Consider the following 20,059-nt stretch of genomic DNA (forward strand, 5'->3'; position numbering starts at 1 on the left):
TTTTTTCTGTAATATTTTCTTGTCCGTTAATCTATCAGCAGATATCCCGTGTAGGCATCCTGGTCGCTCATCACGTAGAGATAACGGGGTTGGATAAGGATGCGGATGGAATTGATGGTGGCAGTAGAGCCAGTATTGATATTGCTGAAATTGTCCTTGTTCAGGAGAATGGAGGATGTCACATTCTCTCGGGTGATAAGGGTTTTGCCATCCTGCGTCGTCATCTTTACATCGTAGGTTACGTTGATGGATGGCTGGAAGGTGGCAAGGGGGATGGTGTAGAAGATGTCGCCCCATGACTGATATTCCGTAGATGAGATTTCCAGAGACGGAGATGATTGGTTTTCAGAAGATGATGTATTTTGATAAGGGATGCTGACGGGAGCATCCTTCGTATAGGTTCTTGTGGCGATGTCCTTCCATATTATCTTGCCGGCTGTCCATTTCTTTGTGTTGGTACTGTAGGTGAACGCTCGGGTGATGGTGCCGCTGATAGGAATCTCGCCCGTGATATTCACGCTTTTGATATGAAACTGGCGGATGGCTCCCATCGTAGGGTCGAGTTTAAAGAGAAGTTTATAGCCAATCAGCGTCTGGTCAAACTTGAACTTCACGGTATGTTCAAACGAGAGTTTTTCATCCTGATCCGATTTCACTGTTCTATGCTCAGGAAGGGCACAGATGATAGGCGCATTTTTAGCATCGATGAGGAAAGGGGAATTGGATGAAGAGGTTGATGGGGCGTAAGGAACGGAGAGGGTATAGGTGTCGGTATTGCTATCGGCATCGGTGCTGATAGCAATGCTGCTTCCTGTTCCCTCCTGATAAGGCATGTAGGCGAAGAAATCGAAATGGCGGGCATCCGTGAAGTCTTCCCATTTCTTCGGATCGCTATATCCCCAGGCATTCTGACTGCTGTCGTAGCTTACCAACAGGTTATTGAAGATAGAAGTTCCTGCATCTCCCAGCTGTTTGGTAACATAGTGATATCCCCATACGCCCATCTGTCCGGGGTGTAGGGTAGGGTCGTATTTCTCGTACTCGTTGGCACGGGTTTCTGCATTCTGGCTTTTTGCCTTTTGGTTTTCTACTTTCTGGGTTTCTACGGTGAAGGTGATTTCATCGTACTGGTCGGAATGCTGTACGGACATATTGCTGCTGTCGCAGGCGCTGAGGCTTGCGAGAATGGCAAACTGGCTGAGGATATATTTCAGTTTCTTCATATATTTCTATTTCTTCGTTTTGTTGAGGAATTAGTAGAAGCCTGCTTTGCTGAGGCTGGCTTTGCTGTGACCTGCTTTGCTGATGCTGTTTTAGGCGCATTTACTAGCGGCTTTTACCAGTCGCCGGTACCAGTGCCGTTGTTGTCGATATTGGAATTTTTGTTCCATTGCTCCACCTCTACTTCGGCGAAGGTGATGCTGGAAGTGGTTTCCGAAACCTTAAAGATGTAGGTATATTGAAAGCCTGCCTTCCATTGCATGTATTCGCTGCCGACTGTGGCGGAGACTTGATTTCCTTCTATTTTGGCGGAGAGGATATAATTGCCTTGTTGGTAATGGGCGATATCCATGGGTGGCATGAAATACCATTTCTGGCGAATCTCGGTTTGATGGTTCTTGTCGGTATCTTCCTCGTAAGGGATGGTGAGTTCGATAATGCCAGATTGGGTTGTTTTCCAGGTTTTGGAAACATCAGTGCTGGTTTCTGAAAGGGGATAGGTGGCAATGATATTTCCTGCAACAGGGGTTTTAGCTTCTGCTGAACCTGACCATTGGAAATTGCCATTGCCAGTTGGTTTCCATCGTTCATCCCGGAAGGAGATTTCTGTGATGGAAGCAATCTGTTTATCGTTGTATTTGAATTTGAATCTTACCTTGGCGATAAGGGGTACGAAAGTAAGTTTCACCTGGTCTCCGATTTTCGGGATACAGAGATTCGAGATATAAGGGGTAGAGGTAAGGGTGGCGTTGGAGTTGAATTCGTAAGGGATGGTGATGGAATGCGAATTGGTATTCGTGTTCTCGCTGGCGGTTACGTCGTGGGCAGTAGCAGGAGCATAAGCCCAGAAGCGATATTGAAGGGCGGAATAATCCCAGTATTTGATGGTTTGTTTGAGATTGAGGGAAACGTTATATTTCCCGATATACTCCCAGTCATTGGATGAAGTATTCCAATCAACCAAATACCCGTCCATCACTTTTTGGATAGAAGAATTGGTGCTTCCATCGTTGTTTGAACCTCCATTTTCATTTGAACCTCCATCTATGTTTTTGGCCTTGTATCCCCAAACTTTAAAGGAAGAAAAAAGACTTTCCAATCCCGTTTCCCCTTCTCCTGCACGAGAACTCGCATCCTGCCACGATCCGCTATTTCCGCCAAAAGAAATCCCCACTTGCTGAGGCTCTGGTATAAACGGGTCGTCCTGCCCCGAAGAGGAGCAGGACAACAGGCATAAAGCCATAAAGAATATGAATATAATGTGTTTAAACATTCATTGAATGATAAATTCTAATTGATTCAAGTTTCGCAAGTAACCTCCGGTCCCCGAAGGGGGCCAACTTTCAATAACCGCTGGTGGAATGACCGAAGGTCATGGAACCTGCGGACAAACTAATAGTAGGGAGAAAGCGTCCCCAAAGGGGGCGAACCACATCCAGTCTTGCTCCTGTTCGCCCCCTTTGGGGACGATAAGAGAGTATCTGTGACTATCCGCAGGTTCCATTCCCTTCGGTCATTCCACCCGCGGTTATTCACATTCGCCCCCTTCGGGGACGGTAGAATGCTACTTGCGAAACTTCAGTAATTGATATGTTATTGCTGGCCGGCGGTGGTGCTATCTGGCTTCTTAAATTCTTCTTCATCAAAATCTTTAGATTCTGTGAAGTCTTCTACAACCGCATCGAAAGTAATAGGGTAGAGACCAACTGTAGAACCTTCTCCTCCGGTAGTACCATTTGTATTTACCGAAATCTTAAAGATGTAGGTGTAAGAATGATTAATCTCCCAATTAATTTTGTCTTTTCCTACAGATACAGTTGCGCCTTTCACATCAATCGTTTCATTTGAACCATCTGTTGAGGTCAGCTGATAGTCTACCTTGATTTGCATATCTTTGGTTGCTTCCTGAGGTAAGAAACATGTAAAAGCCTTATCGCTCTTGTCGTAGGTAGCGGTCTCTTTTGTTGTGCCAAGGTTATTGTTAAGCAAGTTGCTGCCAAGTACAAGCGTTGTTGCTTTTGTTGCAGCACGACCAGTTGTTGGAATTTCCAATTTTGGAGTTCCTGTATTATCGTAAGATACTGTATATTCTTGACCATCTATTGCTAATGCAGTATTCTCTGCATTGGCTGCGAATTTATCGGTATGTTCTGTTTTCTGATCATCACCTGTATAGAACTTTGTGATTTTTACATTATATCCAGGGATGGTGGTATACATACCTACACGTACCTTTGCAATGATGTTACGGAAGGTAAACTTAACAGCTTTCTGATAATCTGATGTGGATACTTCCTTTTTGTCAGAGAAATACAATTTATCTACATCGGCTCCTTCCTTTAATGTGATTTTGTAGGTATCATTCTTCTTCTCAATTTGGATTTTAGGATCAGTACCATTTAAATCTGTTGAAGGTGCAGAAAATGCAGTAAAAGTGTAGCTTTTTGCACTATAATCCCAGAACTTAAGGCCCTGTTTTGTATTATAGGCATCTTTAATGGCTGTTGTATAGTTATAGGTGGTATTTCCATCACCTGCATCGTTAGAGTTATTCAAATCAGAATATTGCCATGCTTTTGTATTCGGAGTAGTTCCTGTTTGATCAATATATTTCACCAAATAGTTATTATACACCAATTTGTTCTCGCTATTTATATTCTTGGTTCCATATACCCAAAAGCGACTGCCAAGGGCAGAAGCTGCATCTGCGTTCTCCTTATTTGCACGACTCATTTTTCCCGCTTCACCACTGAAGCTAATCTCCTTGCTATTTACGGCACTAGGGTTGTTTCCTGGAACTTCGCCAAGGAAATCATCATTTGCGCAGCTGGCTAATGCCAAGGCTGCAATCGCTGAAACAAAATAATATTTCTTCATATTCATGTAATTTTTTAATTTTATATTCTCGTATAATTTATATTCTCGTATTATATCCTGAAAAGCTTGTTACGCTTCATTATTACATATCAAAATCATTCCTACATGTCAAACTCCCATTGCTTCTCCTCGAAATCCTTTACCACGGCATCGAAGCCGGAACCGCCGGGGCGGTTGGGTACTGGAATCGTGTCCATATCGAGGTCGATGGTGATGACTCCGCCACGGAACAGCTTTCTTACCTGGTCGGTTACGTCGAAGACAAACGTTGAGTCCTTGCCATTGTTGAACTGCATCGACAGATCGAAATAATGACGGTTGTTCAGGTCGGCAGTACCCACCTGCTTGAGTGACTCCTTGTAGGCTCGGGTGTCGAGGCGGCTCGGGTTGACTTTCGGGATGCCGAAGGTGAGCACCTTGCCTCCGATGATATCTACCTGGGTGCCATCCTGAAGGGCTAGATCCTTCTTCATTCGCATACTGAAGTTCACCGTGATGGCATCGGAACCCGTCACGCCCGTGTTGAGCGTTACCGAACGAGCCATGCCGCTGAGGTTTGCGTTGCCGTCGATGGAGGTGATGATGCGACCATTGCGGTTGTTGTGGCGCAATATCACCTGCACCAGGTAGATATATGTCATGGGTTGCAGCTTCATGTCGAGCTTCTTCACCCACACGTTACGGTCGGCATCGAAGTCAAATCCGTCGAGGTTCTTGTTGATCTCGATGGCACTCTCGTATCCGGCAAACAGTTCCTCTGGCTGATAGAAGGAGTGAGAGAAGCGGGTGCTGTAATGGGGAGCTGACATCATTGTCTCACCTGTGTTGGCAGTCACCTCGTCGTAGGAGGTGGATTCGTCGATGCGAATGCTCTGTATGCCGTCGGGTGGATCGATGTAGTTCCATGCCAGGATGTCCCAGTAGCCATAGTCGTAGTTGGCCGTGAGGTCTTTGCCTGTGATGGTATGCTTATAGGGAGCGTCGTGTGGACCGTTGGGCGTGAAGCCCGTGTAGTAGCGGCGAATCTCAAAGGCATCAGGCTCGGTATAGCCCAACTTGCCGAAGAGTTCCACGTCGGTGGCATCCCATTTGTATTTCCATTCTGCCTTCCAGTCGTACGTTACGTCGTACTCGAGCTGGTAGTTCCAGATGGCCTGCAGCTCCACGTCGATGTTGGGCAGGTCCATGGTGGCATCCTTGCCGTCCTCGTGCAGATAGAGCATCGGGTCGCGCTGGCAGCTGATCATTGCCACACAGCAGAGTACAAAGAACAATTGTAAGTATCGCATCGTCTTATTTCCTTTCCTTGTGTCGGTAAATCAGGTCGTAGCTCAGCGTGATTTCCACCCTGGTAGGACCTATCCACGAATAGCTATGCTGGCGTTTCTTGAAATCCTTGGCATTGCCATACCACTTGTAGTAGTAGCGGTTGGCGTCGGTGTCGGGATCCACGGGGCATCGCCACTGGTAGGGGTCGTAGAGTGTATTCAGATAGCCAAGCTGCAGCCCGAACTCCAGTCGCCAGTGCTCTTTCCGGTCTATCGGCATCACATATCCTACTCCCATTCCGGCTCCCCATCCTTCTCCTTCCCATCCCCTCTTTTCAGAGAAGCATATATTATATAGGTACGCGTGCGCGTAGGCACTGAAGAAGAATCCCTTGAAAGCTGCCCCTTTTCCCGGTTTCCGCTCTTCTATGTCGCCCCGGCGCAGATAGTAGCGGGTGTGAACCTGGTAGTTGCGCAGCTGGAAGTACTTGTGCTTGCTGTAGTGTTTCCACCAGGGACCGTCGAAACTGGCTCCGTAGGTGAAATGACCACGAAGCGGATAGAACTCTATCGCCACGTTGGGGATGGGGCAGAAGCGGTTGTATCCCGGCATGTAAGCCAGGTCGAAGAGCAGATTGGTCTTTACGCTCATCAGCTCGCGGCGATCATTGCCTTCCGTCTCTTCCTTTTCTTTCTTTTCTATCTTTTCTATCTCAATCTCTTCCTTTTCTGTATGAAGGAGTGAGTCCTTCTGCACGGTTTCCGCTTCCGAAGGCTGAGGCTTGATGCTTTCCTGGGAATTTGCGGCAGCGGTGAGATTCCGGTTGATAGCCATGATTCTTACGGATCGCAGGCTTGGGAAATAGTTGTGATAGAGGTGCTGCCACAACTTTCCCCTGTCTTGTCTTATCATCGCCTCCTTGAGCAGTATCACGTCGGCAGCATATTGGTTCATCAGCGAATCCACCACCGGGAGGTAATCATCCTTCCTGAGTTTCATCAGAGACCGCATCAGGGGGAAATCCATCGGCGCCACATCGTAGCGGATGAGATTCGTGTTGATGCCGTAGCTGCTGAGCAAAGCATTCATGGAAGCCTTGCGTGCGTTGGCGAGTTGAGTATTGATATGGAGGGAACCTTCTGGAGATGCTGAGGCGCGACCGATGATGATGCCGCTGTCGCCCAATGCCTTCAATTTGGGAATGAGATTGTTGGTAATCCATTTCCTGTCTTGCTGCTCAATGTCTTTTTTTCCGACAACAAACGGGATGATAGGGCGCGAGTCGTGAATGAATGCAGAATCGGTGGTAGCCACCTGCGCTGCCGCATTCATGCTGAAGCCGAATATCATGGAAAGTAATGTTCTCGTATATCGCATATCGCACGTTTAGACAATTTAAATGAATTTTATCTATAGCATTTGAATCAATACCAAACTTTAGTCGATGAATTCCAGGAAGGCGCTAGGTAGATAGGCTGTGGCGATGGTGGCGATGTCGTCGATGATGACGGCCACTCGCTGCTGGCCATGATATCGTGCCACTCTTCCTTCCACCCCCTTGAACTTGCCGTCTATCACCCTTACCCGCTGCCCGCTCTTGAACTTCTGCTCGTTTTCCGGTACCAGCAGCACATCGTTGGCTTCTGATTCGCAGATGATTCGGAGACTCTCTATCTGATAGTCGGGCACGATGAGCGGTGTCTTCTGGATTTTGGAACCCTGATGGAAGTGGCGGTAGTAGAAGCGGAGAAAGGGAAGATTCACGTTGTCGTAGACAAACTGTTTCAGTTCCTCCTCCGTGCCGTGGGCGAAGAAGATGTTGGGCAGTCGTGATTCCACGACCACTCTGCGTTCGCCTTTCACTTCCTTGGTTACGTGAAGGGTAGGGCAGAAAGCCTTTACGCCCTTGCTCACCAGATAGTCGTATGCCTTCTTCTCTCTTCCGTAGGTGGTTCTGAGTGCATACCAATGAGCCTCTGGATGCTTGTTTTCCGGTTTTCGGTTAGTTTCCGAAAGGGTATAATGGGTGGACACCCCTACTTGCTGATTCTCCTCTTTCTGAGGAGTCTCTGTTTCGGGGGTGGCACTGGAGGTAAGTCCAGCGCTGGGAGATTTTTTCTGATCTCCTGAAGAATGTGCATCATAAGATGTACATATTTCTACTTTCATATTCTATTTTAACTTATTCTAGTCAGAACCCAGTTAATTGAATTTGATTCTGCTCTTTTCTTTTCTACTTTCAGTAGACTGCAGAAATCATGCTGCAAAGATAGTGTTTTTTAGCTTAACTACTTTCTGTTTTTCTGAAATAATTTCAAAGGAAAGATATTTTAACTATTTTGTTATTTTATAGTTTTGCATACGGAAGTCTGAAATATGTGTTTTATGTTTGTTTGCTGAGTTTTATGTTTGTTTGCTGAGTTTTATGCTTGTTTGCTGAGTTTTATGTTTGTTTCTTGTGTTCTTCCGGTTGGCATTAAATGATTGTTGGTTTCATGGAAATTTCTATCCGCCATTGGCGGATGCACGTACGGCAGTGTCGGATGCTTGTACGGCAATGCCGGATGCCCATTCGCCAACGGCGGATAGACATCCGGCATAGATAATAGATATTAGAACTTATAGATAGCACCAAAAGAAATGTTGCTAGCATCTACATCAACTCCGAATGTAGAAGAGTTATCTCCGTGCTCAGGAGAATAGCCTTTGTATCCGAGGAAGCCAATCTTAGAGATGAAGTCAACATGCTTCGAAAGCTTAACTGCCAAACCTGGCTTGATGCCTACCTCGTAGAAGTCGCCACCGCCCTTGCTTACGCTACTATAACCGATAGTACCCTCGAAGAAGAGATCTACTACCTTGGTCTCTACTGCTGTATAGCGTACGTAAGGAGCAATAGTGAAGGTTGTAGCATCGCCTACACGAGAAAGCTTGCAAACTTCGCCCTTCTGGATACCTACCTCGATACCGGCATCCCACTTGTTGTTGAACTGGTAACCAATCTCAGGGATGAGCTTGTAAGCAGTCTTGCTGTCATCATCACCGATTTTGTTGCTAGAGATACCAGCAGTACCACCGATGTAAACCTGTGCGCTAGCGCAAACAGAAACGAGAGCCATAGCGAGGCTCAACATAATTTTCTTCATAATCAATCTTTTTTCTTAAAAATTATACGTTGTTTTCTATCTTCTTTTATTGGAATCCGTCTTCTTTATGCTTGGAATTCGGTGGCAAAGGTATAGGAAATATGCGAATACAGGAAATTTTTTCTTTGTTTTATTGTTAATAGTGTTGGATTGTTGACTTAAATCAAGATAATGGCAGGTGTCTGCGATTTTAGTTTTATCAGATAGGCAGGTGTCTACTATTTCAGTTTTATGAAATTGATAGTGTCTACCTTTTCTAGTTGATAAAGTAAAAAAGTGTCAACTGAAATCAGGAAAAGTCAGCTGATATCGTTAGAAGTTACTACTGATATCTCTTGGAAATCAGCCCATTAGTTGGTCTGTCTATGCTCATTAGTTGGTCTGCCGATGCCCATTAGGTGGGCACTCAGAGCCCACGTGATGGGCATCGATAGCCCATGTGTTGGGCATCTGTTGCCCGTACTGCGGGCATTGAGTGCCCAAAGTTTGGGACGGTTTCTGGGCAATATCGTGAGTAAGCTGTTTTTATGATACTTCATGCTGCTTTTATGATACTTCATGCTGCTTTTATGATACTTCAATGATACTTCTTGGTAAGCGGCTCCGCGTTTATACCTTGCATAATTCAAAAAAAACAGTAACAGCTGATTAAACAAATGCTGTTACTGCTTTTTCCATCGGTCAGGAAGTAAGTCTCTATATTTCTCCAGTGGGGTATTCGGTTGCCATTCAATGGTCTTTTCTATGACATCGCTAATGTATTCAAACAGATTGATGCCATTCAACTTGCATGAAATAGCTATAGAATATAGGATAGCTCCCCGTCTTGCTCCTTCGTGCGAGCCAAAGAACATAGAGTTTCTTCTTGATAGTGATATGTACCTCCGCCAGGCGTCCCAGCGGATTTGCAATCCGCTGTTAAAAAATGTTCGACCACTTACACCTGGGGATTTGCAATCCCCATTCCTTTATCTTGCATTCATTCTTGCTTGCTGCGGATTTCAAATCCGCAGATCCTCAATAGGTTATGACCTTTTTTTAACGGCGGATTTCAAATCCGCCGAGCGCCTGGCGGGGTTGAGCGCCTGGCGGGCTTGAGTTTCTAGCGGGGTTGAGCTCTTTGCGGAATCCGTCTTGTGGTATCTGTTAATCATGATCCTCTCACAACAATCACTTCTATCAAACCTTTCTCTCCAGCATAATCTATCGCAGAACTATAAAGGTAATCCTGAGGATATCTCACAAATTCAGCCCTAACAGGATTCTGATGGATGTAATTGAGTTTTTGCTTGTAGAATTCTAGCGAAGAGATAACTTCCGAATAGCAACCTTCTTGCCAAAAGCGATATTGCGCAATCTTCTTATCCTTTTCTCCTGCCTGAGCAAATAGGTTTAGCATCCATTCTCTTCTGCTTTCTTGAACATCATTCTGGAGTTCTGCAAGTATTTTCTTGCTTGTAAACTTCTTGAAATCGCGAAGAATTGAATGAACTTGGTCAAGGTCTTGCGCTCCGATAATGAAATGAAGATGATTGGGCATTAAGACCCAGGCATAGATTTCCAATCCCTTGTTCTTCTGGCAAAACTGAAGGGATTCAATAATGATATGTTTATACTTGGGACGATTGAAGATGTCAACCCAGTTGACAACGGTTGTTGTCACAAAGTATAAATTCTTGGTTGTTGTATTCTTTGGTGCCATAATCTTACCAATTTTATACGATACATCCTATAAACTATGAATAGCAAAAGTTCCACATTGTAATTTGGTGCTTAGGTAAAAGCGTAGAGGTGGAAACTGTTGCTGCAAAAATACGATAATAATTTTATTCCGCCAAGTCTTTTGAGGATTTTCTTTGGTTTTTGGGAGAAATAGTCAAATAATAGCCTAATAATGATATCAAAACAACCAAGAATAGCCAAATAAAGTTTTCGCCAGGCGTTCCTAATAGAAAGTCTTCCGCTAGGCGTCCCAGCGGATTTGCAATCCGCTGTAAAAAAATGTTCGACCACTTACACCTAGGGATTTGCAATCCCCATCCCTTTATCTTGCATTCCATTCTTGCTTGCTGCGGATTCCAAATCCGCAGATTCTCAATAGGTTATGACCTTTTTTTGACGGCGGATTTCAAATCCGCCGAGCGCCTGGCGGGGTTGAGCGCCTAGCGGGGTTGAGTTTTCTGCGGGTTTGAAGCACCTAGCGGGGAAATATGTTGCCAAAATGTTGGCAATTTCTAGAAACGAAAAATCCTAACCGCTTATTATCAAGCAGTTAGGATTTTCTTCGGTGCGCCTGATAGGACTCGAACCTACACGGCCTGAACCACTAGATCCTAAGTCTAGCGCGTCTACCAATTTCGCCACAAGCGCATTTGCGAGTGCAAAGATACAATATTTTTCTGAATAAAAAGAAGAAATATGCAAAAAAAAGCGGATTCGCTTGTTTTTTACGAGAAATAATGGTACTTTTGCAGGCAAGTTATGACAAGCTATATATGCAGGCAAGTTATGACAAGCTATATATGCAGACAAGCTATGATATGCAGACAAGCAATAATATGCTATAATAAGCAGGTAAACTTTAGATAACATAACAATGAACACAAGACATCTATTATTGTGGGCATCTCTTGCTTTGACGATGCCTCTCGCCGCGCAGACTCCTCAGGAGGATTTCAAGCGCGACATTACCCTTTCGGGTAGCAACTATGTGGCTTACCGTGGACCTCAGAAGCAGTTGACTCCTGCTCCTAAGGGATACAAGCCTTTTTATCTGAGCCACTATGGCCGTCATGGCTCCCGCTATATGATTGGCAAGCAGGCGTATGATGTGCCTTATTTCTCTCTGCTCAAGGCGAAGCAGAAGGGAAAACTGACTGCCAAGGGCGAGGAGACGCTGGAGAAAGTGAAGATGATTCGTGAGGAGGCGAGGGGACGTGATGGCGAACTGACTCCGCTCGGCGCCCTGCAGCATCAGGGCATTACCCGAAGAATGATGGAGAGATTTCCTGAGATCTTTGCCGGTAATACGAATATCGAGGCTCGAAGCACAACGGTGATCCGATGCATTCTCTCTATGGAGAACGGTTTGCAGCAGATGCTCCGCATGAATCCTAAGCTTCATATCTTCCACGATGCCAGCGAGCATGATATGTATTATATGAACCTGGGCGACAGACACCTGGATAGCCTGAAGAATAGCGTGGGCATCAAGGTGGTGCAGCAGGAGTTTGCTCAGAAGCACATTAACTGCAGTCGCCTGATGAAGGAGCTTTTCAACGACCCTGCCTGGGTGAAGCAGAATATCAACCAGAGCGACTTGAACAGAAAGCTTTATGAGATGGCGAGCTCTATCCAGGGCACGGAATTGAGGGGCAAGGTTTCGCTCTACGATCTCTTTACAGAGGAGGAACTGTATCAGAATTGGCTGAATGCCAACATCTGGTGGCAGATGGCTTACGGCAATTCGCCTTATACGGGCAATGTGCAGCCGTTCTCGCAGCGCAATCTGCTGAGGGATATTATTCAGAAGGCGGATAGCTGCATCGCTTTGCCACATCCGGGTGCTACCTTGAGATATGGCCATGATACGATGGTTACTCCGCTCACCTGTCTGCTGGATTTGAATGGATATGGCGAGGAGATTAAGGACCCGGAGAAGATTGCTTCTCAATGGTGGGATTATAAGATTACACCGATGGCTACGAATTTGCAGTTTGTTTTTTATAGAAACAAGGCGAATGATGTGCTGGTGAAGGTGCTGCTCTGCGAGGATGAGGCTACGCTTCCTATCAAGAGCGACATGGCGCCTTATTACCACTGGAAGGATTTCAAGGAGTATTGCTTGAAAAAACTGGATGAAGCAAAAAAGGTAAAAAAGTAAAAAGGTAAAAAGAAGCCTTTAAATAAAAAAGGGGCTAAAGCAGCGATGCTTTAGCTCCTTTTTTATTATTGCTTTGAAAGCCATTCTCTATCCTTGTCGTCTTCTGTGAAATCCTTATCGGAGAAGAGGTTGGTTTGGCCAGTTAGCTCGTCGATGACTTGCTGCTCGCTCTTTCCGGCATCTGGATCCAGGTTCTCTCTTGGCTCTTCTGGACCTTCCTGCTCATCTGAGGCATCATCGTTGGATGGCTCTTCTGGGTCAGGGAATCTTGTTGGTTCCAGTTCCTCGATGCTTTCTATCTTCCAGGTGGTGAGACGCTTGCCTTTTGCCTTGAAGCTCTTCTGGGCGATAAACTGCTCGGCATCGATTTCCTCGGCAGGACGCATGGCATCTGCTCCGCCATAGGTTACCTTGATACGAGGGAATGGCGTGTCGGTGAGCAGGATGAGCTGACTGTTAGGGTTCTCTCCCAGGCAGTTCTGATGGCGCTTGGTGGCGTCCATCGTAAATCGCTTGATGTATGGATAACCCTCGTTGTCGGCATCATAGAGAATCGCCGTCCATACCTTGTGCTCGTCCCATTTTTCCAACTTCAGAATGTTGTCCTCGTAGTGGTTGTTCACATCAAAGTTGGTGATGTAGAACTCTCCGTTGTCCAATACCACCAGGATGGCATCATCGTCGTTGAATTCACCCAGGAATCTTCCGTTTTCATCGTAATTGATACGGTTTACATCCGGGTCGAACCAAACCTTTCTTCCGCCCAGCGTACTGTGGCCGTGGCTCTTCAAGCCGATGCGGCGGATGGTGCGCTTGGTAAGCAGATTGCCCTTGGCAGCTCTGCCCTTGATGAGGATATCCGAGAAATCCTTCTCCAGGAAAATGCTCTGGCGCTTGCGGCTCAGGTCTGGTTCCAGCGTCACCTTGATGATTTCTGCCTCGCCGTTAGGATTGGCTGTGAAATAGATGATGCGGCTTCCGGCTGTGCCCTGGGTAATGTCGTAGAGCTTGTCGCGCGTCATGGCGGTTACGTTGAATCGCTTGATGAAGTAGTCGCCCTGCTTGCCGTCGCGATATACGCAGTTGTAGATGGTTCGCTTGTCGTTCTTCTTGAACACCTGCACGTGGAGGATGTTCTTGCCCACGAATATCTTGTCGGCCACCTTGGTAACCTTGAATTTTCCGTCCTTGTAGAAGATGATGATGTCGTCGAGGTCGGAGCAGTTGCATACGAACTCGTCTTTCTTCAATCCCATTCCCACGAAACCTTCCTGTCGGTTGATGTAGAGTTTCTGGTTAGCCTCCACCACCTTGGTTACCTCGATGGTATCGAAGTTGCGGATTTCCGTCTTTCTAGGATGCTGTTTTCCGTATTTACCCTTCAGATATTCAAACCAGTTGATGGTGACATCGGTCATGTGAGCCAGGTCGTTCTCGATTTCAGCAAGTTCTGCCTTGATCTTCATCAGCAGTTCGTCTGCCTTATCCTTATTATATTTAAGGATGCGCTGCATCTTGATTTCCAACAGCTTGAGGATATCCTCCCTGGTTATCTCGCGATGGAAGGCATATTCCACCATACCCTTGCCATCCACTTCGGCGGTGAAGAGCTTGTCCTTGAAAGGCTCCAGTTTGGAATCGATGAAAGCCACTACCTCGTCCTGGTTCTTGCTCTGCTCGAACTTGCGCTCCTTGTAGATGCGCTCTTCGATGAAGATACGTTCCAAGGATGAGAAGAAGAGCTGCTCTTCCAGTTCGCCCTTGCGAATCATCAGTTCGCGGCGCAGCAATCCCATGGTGCGATCTACGCTGTGGCGAAGAACATCGCTGATGGTGAGGAACTTCGGCTTGTTGTCCTCGATGACGCAGCAGTTGGGCGAGATGTTGATTTCGCAGTCGCTGAAGGCATAAAGGGCATCCATGGTTTTATCGGAAGATGTGCCCGGTGCCAGATGTACGAGAATCTCTACGTTGGCAGAGGTGACGTCTTCTATCTTTCTAGCCTTGATTTTTCCCTTTTCCACCGCCTTGGTGATGCTTTCGATGAGGCTCACCGTGGTTTTGCTATATGGAATTTCGGTGATGACGAGGGTCTTGCTGTCGAGCTTATCTATCTTGGCTCTCACCTTCAAGGCTCCGCCACGCTGACCGTCGTTGTATTTGCTCACGTCGATGGCTCCACCCGTTGGGAAGTCAGGGTAGATGGCAAAGTCCTCTCCCCTGAGGTAGTGGATGGCAGCATCGCAGAGGTCGTTGAAGTTATGTGGCAATACCTTGCTGCTCAATCCCACGGCGATACCCTCGGCACCCTGTGCCAGGAGCAGCGGGAATTTAGCCGGCAGGGTGATAGGCTCCTTGTTGCGGCCGTCGTAAGAGAGTTGCCAGTCGGTGGTTTTCGGGTTGAATACCACGTCGAGGGCAAACTTCGAGAGTCTTGCCTCGATATATCGGGGAGCAGCCGCACGGTCGCCCGTGAGGATATTTCCCCAGTTACCCTGCGTGTCGATGAGCAGGTCTTTCTGTCCCATCTGCACCAGGGCATCGCCGATGGAAGCGTCTCCATGCGGGTGGAACTGCATCGTGTGTCCCACGATGTTGGCCACCTTGTTGTATCTTCCGTCGTCCATGCGCTTCATGGAGTGGAGGATGCGTCGCTGTACGGGTTTCAGTCCGTCTTCGATATGCGGCACAGCTCGCTCCAGAATTACATACGACGCATAGTCGAGGAACCAGTTCTGATACATGCCGCTGAGGTGGTGTACGGCGGATGCATCGAATCGGTTCACCGGCTTATAGTCGGAATGTTTCTCCTGAGCATCAGAATTCCCCAAATCATCAGGATTTTGGCCTTCCAGCTCGTTTTTATCTTTAATTTCGTCGCTCATATATGATTTTTATCAAAGGCTTTGCAGCCATTTTTTTCCAGATTTTGTGCCTAACCAAATGTTGAGGATAAGAGCTATAGCTCCAGTTCCTGCTAGTGTTATAATTAAAGCTTCCATATCTTTTATTTTTTTGAAATTCTATACCCAAAGAGTGCAAGTAAAGCCGTAGTTGCTATACCGACCAAGAATAAGACTATTGCTGAAGTCTTGACTTCCTCTTTCAGAAACATGGCGACTACATCGCCGACAACGGTTGATGCGAAGGTAGTTTTTGCTAAGTCGTAGAAAAACTTGCTAAGATTATCCCTCGCAGACTGTTGCTTTGCCTTTTCTTCTTTTGTTGTAACCATTGTTATTTCTTTTGCAAAGTTACGAATTTATTCGCATTCCACAATGAAACAAAGTGGAAAAGCGATAATTTTTCCTAATTTATGGCAAAGATACAACATTTTTTCGAGAAAAAGGCTTATCTTTGCAGAAAATTTAAGAAAAATAAGATTTAATCATGGCACAAGAAGATGTTTTTAAGAAAATCGTAAGCCATTGCAAGGAATATGGCTTCGTGTTCCCAAGTAGTGAAATTTATGATGGCTTGGCTGCCGTTTACGACTATGGTCAGAATGGTGTTGAGCTCAAGAACAATATCAAGCAGTACTGGTGGCAGAGCATGGTATTGCTGCACGAGAACATTGTAGGTCTCGATGCTGCAATCTTCATGCACCCTACAGTATGGAAGGCATCAGGTCACGTTGATGCCTTCAATGACCCATTGATTGATAACCGCGACTCTAAGAAGCGTTATCGTGCCGATGTGCTCATCGAGGATCACATGGCTAAGTATGAGGAGAAGATTGCCAAGGAGATTGCCAAGGCTCAGAAGCGCTTCGGCGACAGCTTCGATGAGGCTCAGTTCCGCGCTACCAATCCTCGTGTTCTGGAGAACCAGAAGAAGTTTGATGACCTCCATGCCCGCTATACTGAGGCTATGCAGGGTCCTAACCTCGAGATGCTGAAGCAGATTATCGAGGACGAGGGTATCGTTTGCCCTATCAGCGGTACCAAGAACTGGACAGACGTTCGTCAGTTCAACCTGATGTTCTCTACCCAGATGGGTGCTGCCAGCGATGCTACAAGCAAGGTATATCTGCGTCCTGAGACAGCTCAGGGTATCTTCGTTGATTATCTGAGCGTTCAGAAGACCGGTCGTATGAAGTTGCCATTCGGTATCTGCCAGATTGGTAAGGCATTCCGCAACGAGGTGGTTGCCCGCCAGTTCGTATTCCGTATGCGTGAGTTCGAGCAGATGGAGATGCAGTTCTTCTGCCAGCCAGGCACTGAGATGAAGTGGTTTGAGTATTGGAAGAAGGTTCGCTTGGCATGGCACGAGGCACTGGGCATGGGCAACGAGAACTACCGTTACCACGACCACGAGAAGTTGGCTCACTATGCTAACGCTGCTACTGACATCGAGTTCAAGATGCCATTCGGCTTCAAGGAGGTGGAGGGTATCCACAGCCGTACCAACTTCGACCTTTCTCAGCACGAGAAGTACAGCGGCCGTTCTATCAAGTATTTCGATCCAGAGAAGAACGAGAGCTATGTACCTTACGATGTGGAGACCTCTATCGGTGTTGACCGTATGTTCCTCAGCGTGATGTGCCACTCTTACTGCGAGGAGAAGTTGGAGAATGGTGAGACACGTGTTGTTTTGCGCCTGCCAGAGGCATTGGCACCAGTGAAGTGTGCCGTGTTCCCATTGGATAAGAAGGATGGCCTGCCAGAGTTGGCTCACGAGATTGTGGATGAGTTGAAGTTCCACTTCAATACCCACTATGGCGATCCTAAGGATTCCATCGGTAAGCGTTACCGTCGCCAGGATGCTATCGGTACTCCATTCTGTATCACCGTTGACCACGAGACACCTAAGGATCACAAGGTAACTTTGCGTTATCGTGATACCATGGAGCAGGAGCGCGTAGCTATCTCTGACCTTCGTGGCATCATCGAGGATCGCGTAAGTATCACCAGCGTATTAAAGAAACTTGGTAATGAAATTAAGAATTTCTAAATATCTCTTCTTGCTCGTGATGGCAGTGTTCGCCCTGTCATCATGCAGCGAGAACGATGACTCCTATGATGCGTATGCCAACTGGCAGGAGCGCAACGAGCAGGCTTTTGCCGATACGCTGGCTTACGCAAAGAAGATGGGAGAGAGCCAGGGATGGTATGTATATCGCAAATGGAGCTTGGAGAACCAGACGCCTAACAAGGATGTGAACGGCGTGAATGTGCCGCTGACCTACAAGGATTGCGACCACATCATCGTTCATGTGCTCGAAAAGGGCGAGGGCACCACAAGCCCGATGTACACCGACTCCGTGAGGGTGAGCTATCGTGGCAGCCTGATTCAGACTACTGATAAGGATGGTAGCGTGAATGCGGGATACGTGTTTGATAAGACCTTCGAGGGTACTTACAACAAGCAAACCGCCATGCTTTCTACCTTTGCCGTGAGCAATGTGGTGGATGGCTTTGCCACAGCCTTGATGCGCATGCATCCGGGCGACCACTGGATGGTTTATATTCCATACCAGTTGGGGTATGGTTCCGCCACCAGCAGCAGTTCTACGATTCCTGCCTATTCGATGCTTCGCTTCGAGATAGTGCTGGATAGCTACTTCTCCAAGTGATATTCTGTGTGATTACACCTTATTATATATAGGGGAGATTTCCACCTTATTATATATGGGGAGATATATGGGGCGTTCTCAGGTATGCTGGCAGGGCAACCTGGGAACGCTCTTTGTGTTAACAAGCATTTCGTTAGTGTTAACAAGTGTTTGTGCTCGCACACAATTTGCTGACTTACGTCAAAAAATGTTAGTTTCATGCATTTTTTTCGGGAAAAGTATTGTGGTTTCAGAAATTTGTTGTACCTTTGCATCAGAAAAAATAAGTTTTAGGTTTTTAGTTAGGTAATAGATTTTATTAGGTTTTAGTTGTTAGGTAAAAAATAAGTTAAGATTGTTGTTCATAGGTTAGGTTTTTAGTTTAGGTAAAATTAGATTGTTTATTCAAAAATGGGTGTTAGTTAAGGTATAGAAAGATTGATTTATTCAAGGATGACAAAAACAGTACTGTTCTGCTACGGCGGAAGTTAAGTTTTGGGAAAAACAAAGGTACGACAAATTTTAAATTTAAATAGAAAGTGGCGTTCCTCTTTTGAGGATCGCCACTTTTTGTATCATTTCATTAAAAGAGAAAAATATGTTATTCAAGAATAAGACAGATTATCTGATAGAGTCGATTCGCAAGGGAAGGGCGATGACTCGAAGGGAAAAACTCAATCTCATCGTGGGGTTGAGCGTGCCGTCTATGCTGGCGCAGATTTCCACCGTGATGATGTTCTTTATCGATGCATCGATGGTGGGACATCTGGGAGCAGAAGCCTCGGCTAGCATCGGACTGATAGAGTCAACCACTTGGCTCATCGGAAGTTTGCTTTCGGCAGCTGCCACGGGGTTCTCGGTGCAGGTGGCTCATTTCATCGGTGCCAACGATTTCAGAAAGGCACGCCAGGTATATCGCCATGCCCTGATATGCGGTTTGGCGTTCAGCTTGATGCTTACCCTGGTGGGCGTGGGCATTCATGGATATCTGCCTTACTGGCTGGGTGGCGGTGACGACATCGCTCCTTTCTCATCGAAGTATTTCCTGATATATAGCCTCGTGCTGCCCTTCGTGTTCCTCTATCACATCTCCGAGATGATGCTCAAGTCGGCAGGCAATATGCATACGCCCAGCGTGATGGCGGTATTGATATGCCTCTGCGATGTGGTCTTCAACTATCTCTTCATCTATATACTGAAGATGGGCGTAGTGGGGGCGGCATGCGGCACGGCGATGGCCTACTTCTGCATCTCGCTGCCCAATCTCTGGATTTCGGCATGCAGCAACAGGATTCTGAACCTGCGGCAGGATAAAGAGCCGTTCCGCTGGGTGAAGAGTTATGTGAATCAGGCCTGCCAGATCAGCATACCGATGGCCATTCAGAATATCCTGATGAGCGGAGCGCAGATAGTGAGCACCATGATTGTGGCGCCATTGGGCAATATCGCCATCGCTGCCCATTCCTTCGCCATCACCGCCGAGAGCCTCTGCTATATGCCGGGTTATGGCATCGGAGATGCGGCAAGCACCCTGGTGGGACAGACTCATGGAGCCGGGCGCATCGACCTCTGCAAGAGCTTCGCCTATCTCACCGTGGGATTGGGCATGAGCGTGATGGCATTGATGGGCGTGGTGATGTTCGTCTTTGCACCCGAGATGATAGGCGTGCTGTCGCCGGTGGAAAGTATCCGCGAATTGGGCACCATCTGCCTGCGCATCGAGGCATTCGCCGAACCGTTCTTTGCGGCGAGCATCGTTACCTATAGTGTCTGCGTGGGAGCGGGCGATACGAAGAAGCCTGCCGCCATCAATCTGGGAACGATGTGGCTGGTGAGGCTCACCCTTGCCTACGGGCTTTCGAAGAGCTACGGATTGGAGGGCGTATGGATAGCCATGGCCACGGAGCTTACGCTGAGAGGATGCCTCTTCCTGGTGCGCCTGTTCAGAGGCTCATGGCTGAAGAGCTTCAGAGTTGATAGTTTATAGTTAAAAGTTGATAGATTTGCAGGTATTTGGGAAGATAATCTCCCAAATACTTGCAAATCATTTTTATTTTGAGTAATTTTGCAGTCGAAATAACTAATAATTGCATATTTATTAATATTCAG

At 46.7% G+C, this 20,059-nt stretch carries 14 protein-coding genes, 1 tRNA gene and 1 pseudogene; 4 read left to right on the forward strand and 12 right to left on the reverse strand.

Annotation, left to right across the window (positions count from 1 at the left end):
* Positions 1-26 precede the first annotated feature (26 nt).
* The 10 genes and pseudogenes from KUA49_RS03120 to KUA49_RS03165 form a co-directional block, all read right to left on the reverse strand.
* Complete coding sequence (locus KUA49_RS03120; RefSeq protein ID WP_218412067.1) at positions 27-1,223, reverse strand: fimbrillin family protein; 1,197 nt, start codon at positions 1,221-1,223, stop codon at positions 27-29.
* Positions 1,224-1,336: 113 nt separating this feature from the next.
* Positions 1,337-2,320 (reverse strand): hypothetical protein, encoded by a 984-nt coding sequence (locus tag KUA49_RS03125; protein ID WP_318331667.1) that lies wholly within the window; start codon positions 2,318-2,320, stop codon positions 1,337-1,339.
* Positions 2,321-2,814: 494 nt separating this feature from the next.
* Positions 2,815-4,098, reverse strand: coding sequence for a hypothetical protein (locus tag KUA49_RS03130; RefSeq protein WP_218412065.1), 1,284 nt, complete (start codon positions 4,096-4,098; stop codon positions 2,815-2,817).
* A 101-nt stretch (positions 4,099-4,199) separates the two neighbouring features.
* Positions 4,200-5,387, reverse strand: coding sequence for a hypothetical protein (locus KUA49_RS03135; RefSeq protein WP_218412064.1), 1,188 nt, complete (start codon positions 5,385-5,387; stop codon positions 4,200-4,202).
* Between the two features lie 4 nt (positions 5,388-5,391).
* On the reverse strand, positions 5,392-6,744 hold the full coding sequence (locus tag KUA49_RS03140) for a DUF3575 domain-containing protein (protein WP_218412063.1): 1,353 nt from the start codon (positions 6,742-6,744) through the stop codon (positions 5,392-5,394).
* Between the two features lie 60 nt (positions 6,745-6,804).
* A complete protein-coding gene (locus tag KUA49_RS03145) occupies positions 6,805-7,536 on the reverse strand; it encodes a UpxY family transcription antiterminator (protein WP_218412062.1) in 732 nt (243 codons plus the stop codon).
* Between the two features lie 443 nt (positions 7,537-7,979).
* A complete protein-coding gene (locus KUA49_RS03150; RefSeq protein ID WP_256624780.1) occupies positions 7,980-8,513 on the reverse strand; it encodes an outer membrane beta-barrel protein in 534 nt (177 codons plus the stop codon).
* A 662-nt stretch (positions 8,514-9,175) separates the two neighbouring features.
* A pseudogene (locus tag KUA49_RS03155) lies at positions 9,176-9,397 on the reverse strand (IS66 family transposase); the annotation flags it as partial.
* A 266-nt stretch (positions 9,398-9,663) separates the two neighbouring features.
* Positions 9,664-10,215, reverse strand: a complete 552-nt coding sequence (locus tag KUA49_RS03160; RefSeq protein ID WP_256624779.1) for an REP-associated tyrosine transposase — start codon at positions 10,213-10,215, stop codon at positions 9,664-9,666.
* Positions 10,216-10,801: 586 nt separating this feature from the next.
* A tRNA-Leu gene (locus KUA49_RS03165) sits at positions 10,802-10,883 on the reverse strand.
* 226 nt (positions 10,884-11,109) lie between these two features.
* Here KUA49_RS03165 and KUA49_RS03170 point away from each other — a divergent pair.
* A complete protein-coding gene (locus KUA49_RS03170; RefSeq protein ID WP_218412058.1) occupies positions 11,110-12,396 on the forward strand; it encodes a histidine-type phosphatase in 1,287 nt (428 codons plus the stop codon).
* 65 nt (positions 12,397-12,461) lie between these two features.
* Here KUA49_RS03170 and KUA49_RS03175 read toward each other — a convergent pair whose 3' ends face one another.
* Together KUA49_RS03175 and KUA49_RS03180 are read right to left on the reverse strand one after the other, a co-directional pair.
* Positions 12,462-15,281 (reverse strand): DNA gyrase/topoisomerase IV subunit A, encoded by a 2,820-nt coding sequence (locus KUA49_RS03175; protein WP_218412057.1) that lies wholly within the window; start codon positions 15,279-15,281, stop codon positions 12,462-12,464.
* A gap of 122 nt (positions 15,282-15,403) precedes the next feature.
* Positions 15,404-15,631, reverse strand: a complete 228-nt coding sequence (locus tag KUA49_RS03180) for a hypothetical protein (protein ID WP_218412056.1) — start codon at positions 15,629-15,631, stop codon at positions 15,404-15,406.
* 155 nt (positions 15,632-15,786) lie between these two features.
* On the opposite strand from KUA49_RS03180, the gene KUA49_RS03185 reads away from it, so the two are divergent.
* From KUA49_RS03185 to KUA49_RS03195, 3 genes are all read left to right on the forward strand, one after another.
* Complete coding sequence (locus KUA49_RS03185) at positions 15,787-17,349, forward strand: glycine--tRNA ligase (RefSeq protein ID WP_089544934.1); 1,563 nt, start codon at positions 15,787-15,789, stop codon at positions 17,347-17,349.
* Positions 17,330-17,971, forward strand: coding sequence for an FKBP-type peptidyl-prolyl cis-trans isomerase (locus KUA49_RS03190; protein ID WP_218412055.1), 642 nt, complete (start codon positions 17,330-17,332; stop codon positions 17,969-17,971). Before KUA49_RS03185 ends, KUA49_RS03190 begins: the two co-directional genes overlap by 20 nt.
* 577 nt (positions 17,972-18,548) lie before the next feature.
* Positions 18,549-19,937, forward strand: a complete 1,389-nt coding sequence (locus KUA49_RS03195) for an MATE family efflux transporter (protein WP_218412054.1) — start codon at positions 18,549-18,551, stop codon at positions 19,935-19,937.
* Positions 19,938-20,059 lie beyond the last annotated feature (122 nt).

The organism is Segatella copri (genome assembly GCF_019249655.2).
Taxonomy (GTDB): domain Bacteria; phylum Bacteroidota; class Bacteroidia; order Bacteroidales; family Bacteroidaceae; genus Prevotella.

What these genes read in the sequence shown, in the direction of transcription:
- KUA49_RS03120 (WP_218412067.1), bottom strand. Translation starts at nt 1,223, where the DNA reads ATGAAGAAACTGAAATATATCCTCAGCCAGTTTGCCATTCTCGCAAGC.
- KUA49_RS03130 (WP_218412065.1), bottom strand. Translation starts at nt 4,098, where the DNA reads ATGAAGAAATATTATTTTGTTTCAGCGATTGCAGCCTTGGCATTAGCC.
- KUA49_RS03135 (WP_218412064.1), bottom strand. Translation starts at nt 5,387, where the DNA reads ATGCGATACTTACAATTGTTCTTTGTACTCTGCTGTGTGGCAATGATC.
- KUA49_RS03140 (WP_218412063.1), bottom strand. Translation starts at nt 6,744, where the DNA reads ATGCGATATACGAGAACATTACTTTCCATGATATTCGGCTTCAGCATG.
- KUA49_RS03145 (WP_218412062.1), bottom strand. Translation starts at nt 7,536, where the DNA reads ATGAAAGTAGAAATATGTACATCTTATGATGCACATTCTTCAGGAGAT.
- KUA49_RS03150 (WP_256624780.1), bottom strand. Translation starts at nt 8,513, where the DNA reads ATGAAGAAAATTATGTTGAGCCTCGCTATGGCTCTCGTTTCTGTTTGC.
- KUA49_RS03160 (WP_256624779.1), bottom strand. Translation starts at nt 10,215, where the DNA reads ATGGCACCAAAGAATACAACAACCAAGAATTTATACTTTGTGACAACA.
- KUA49_RS03170 (WP_218412058.1), top strand. Translation starts at nt 11,110, where the DNA reads ATGAACACAAGACATCTATTATTGTGGGCATCTCTTGCTTTGACGATG.
- KUA49_RS03175 (WP_218412057.1), bottom strand. Translation starts at nt 15,281, where the DNA reads ATGAGCGACGAAATTAAAGATAAAAACGAGCTGGAAGGCCAAAATCCT.
- KUA49_RS03180 (WP_218412056.1), bottom strand. Translation starts at nt 15,631, where the DNA reads ATGGTTACAACAAAAGAAGAAAAGGCAAAGCAACAGTCTGCGAGGGAT.
- KUA49_RS03185 (WP_089544934.1), top strand. Translation starts at nt 15,787, where the DNA reads ATGGCACAAGAAGATGTTTTTAAGAAAATCGTAAGCCATTGCAAGGAA.
- KUA49_RS03190 (WP_218412055.1), top strand. Translation starts at nt 17,330, where the DNA reads ATGAAATTAAGAATTTCTAAATATCTCTTCTTGCTCGTGATGGCAGTG.
- KUA49_RS03195 (WP_218412054.1), top strand. Translation starts at nt 18,549, where the DNA reads ATGTTATTCAAGAATAAGACAGATTATCTGATAGAGTCGATTCGCAAG.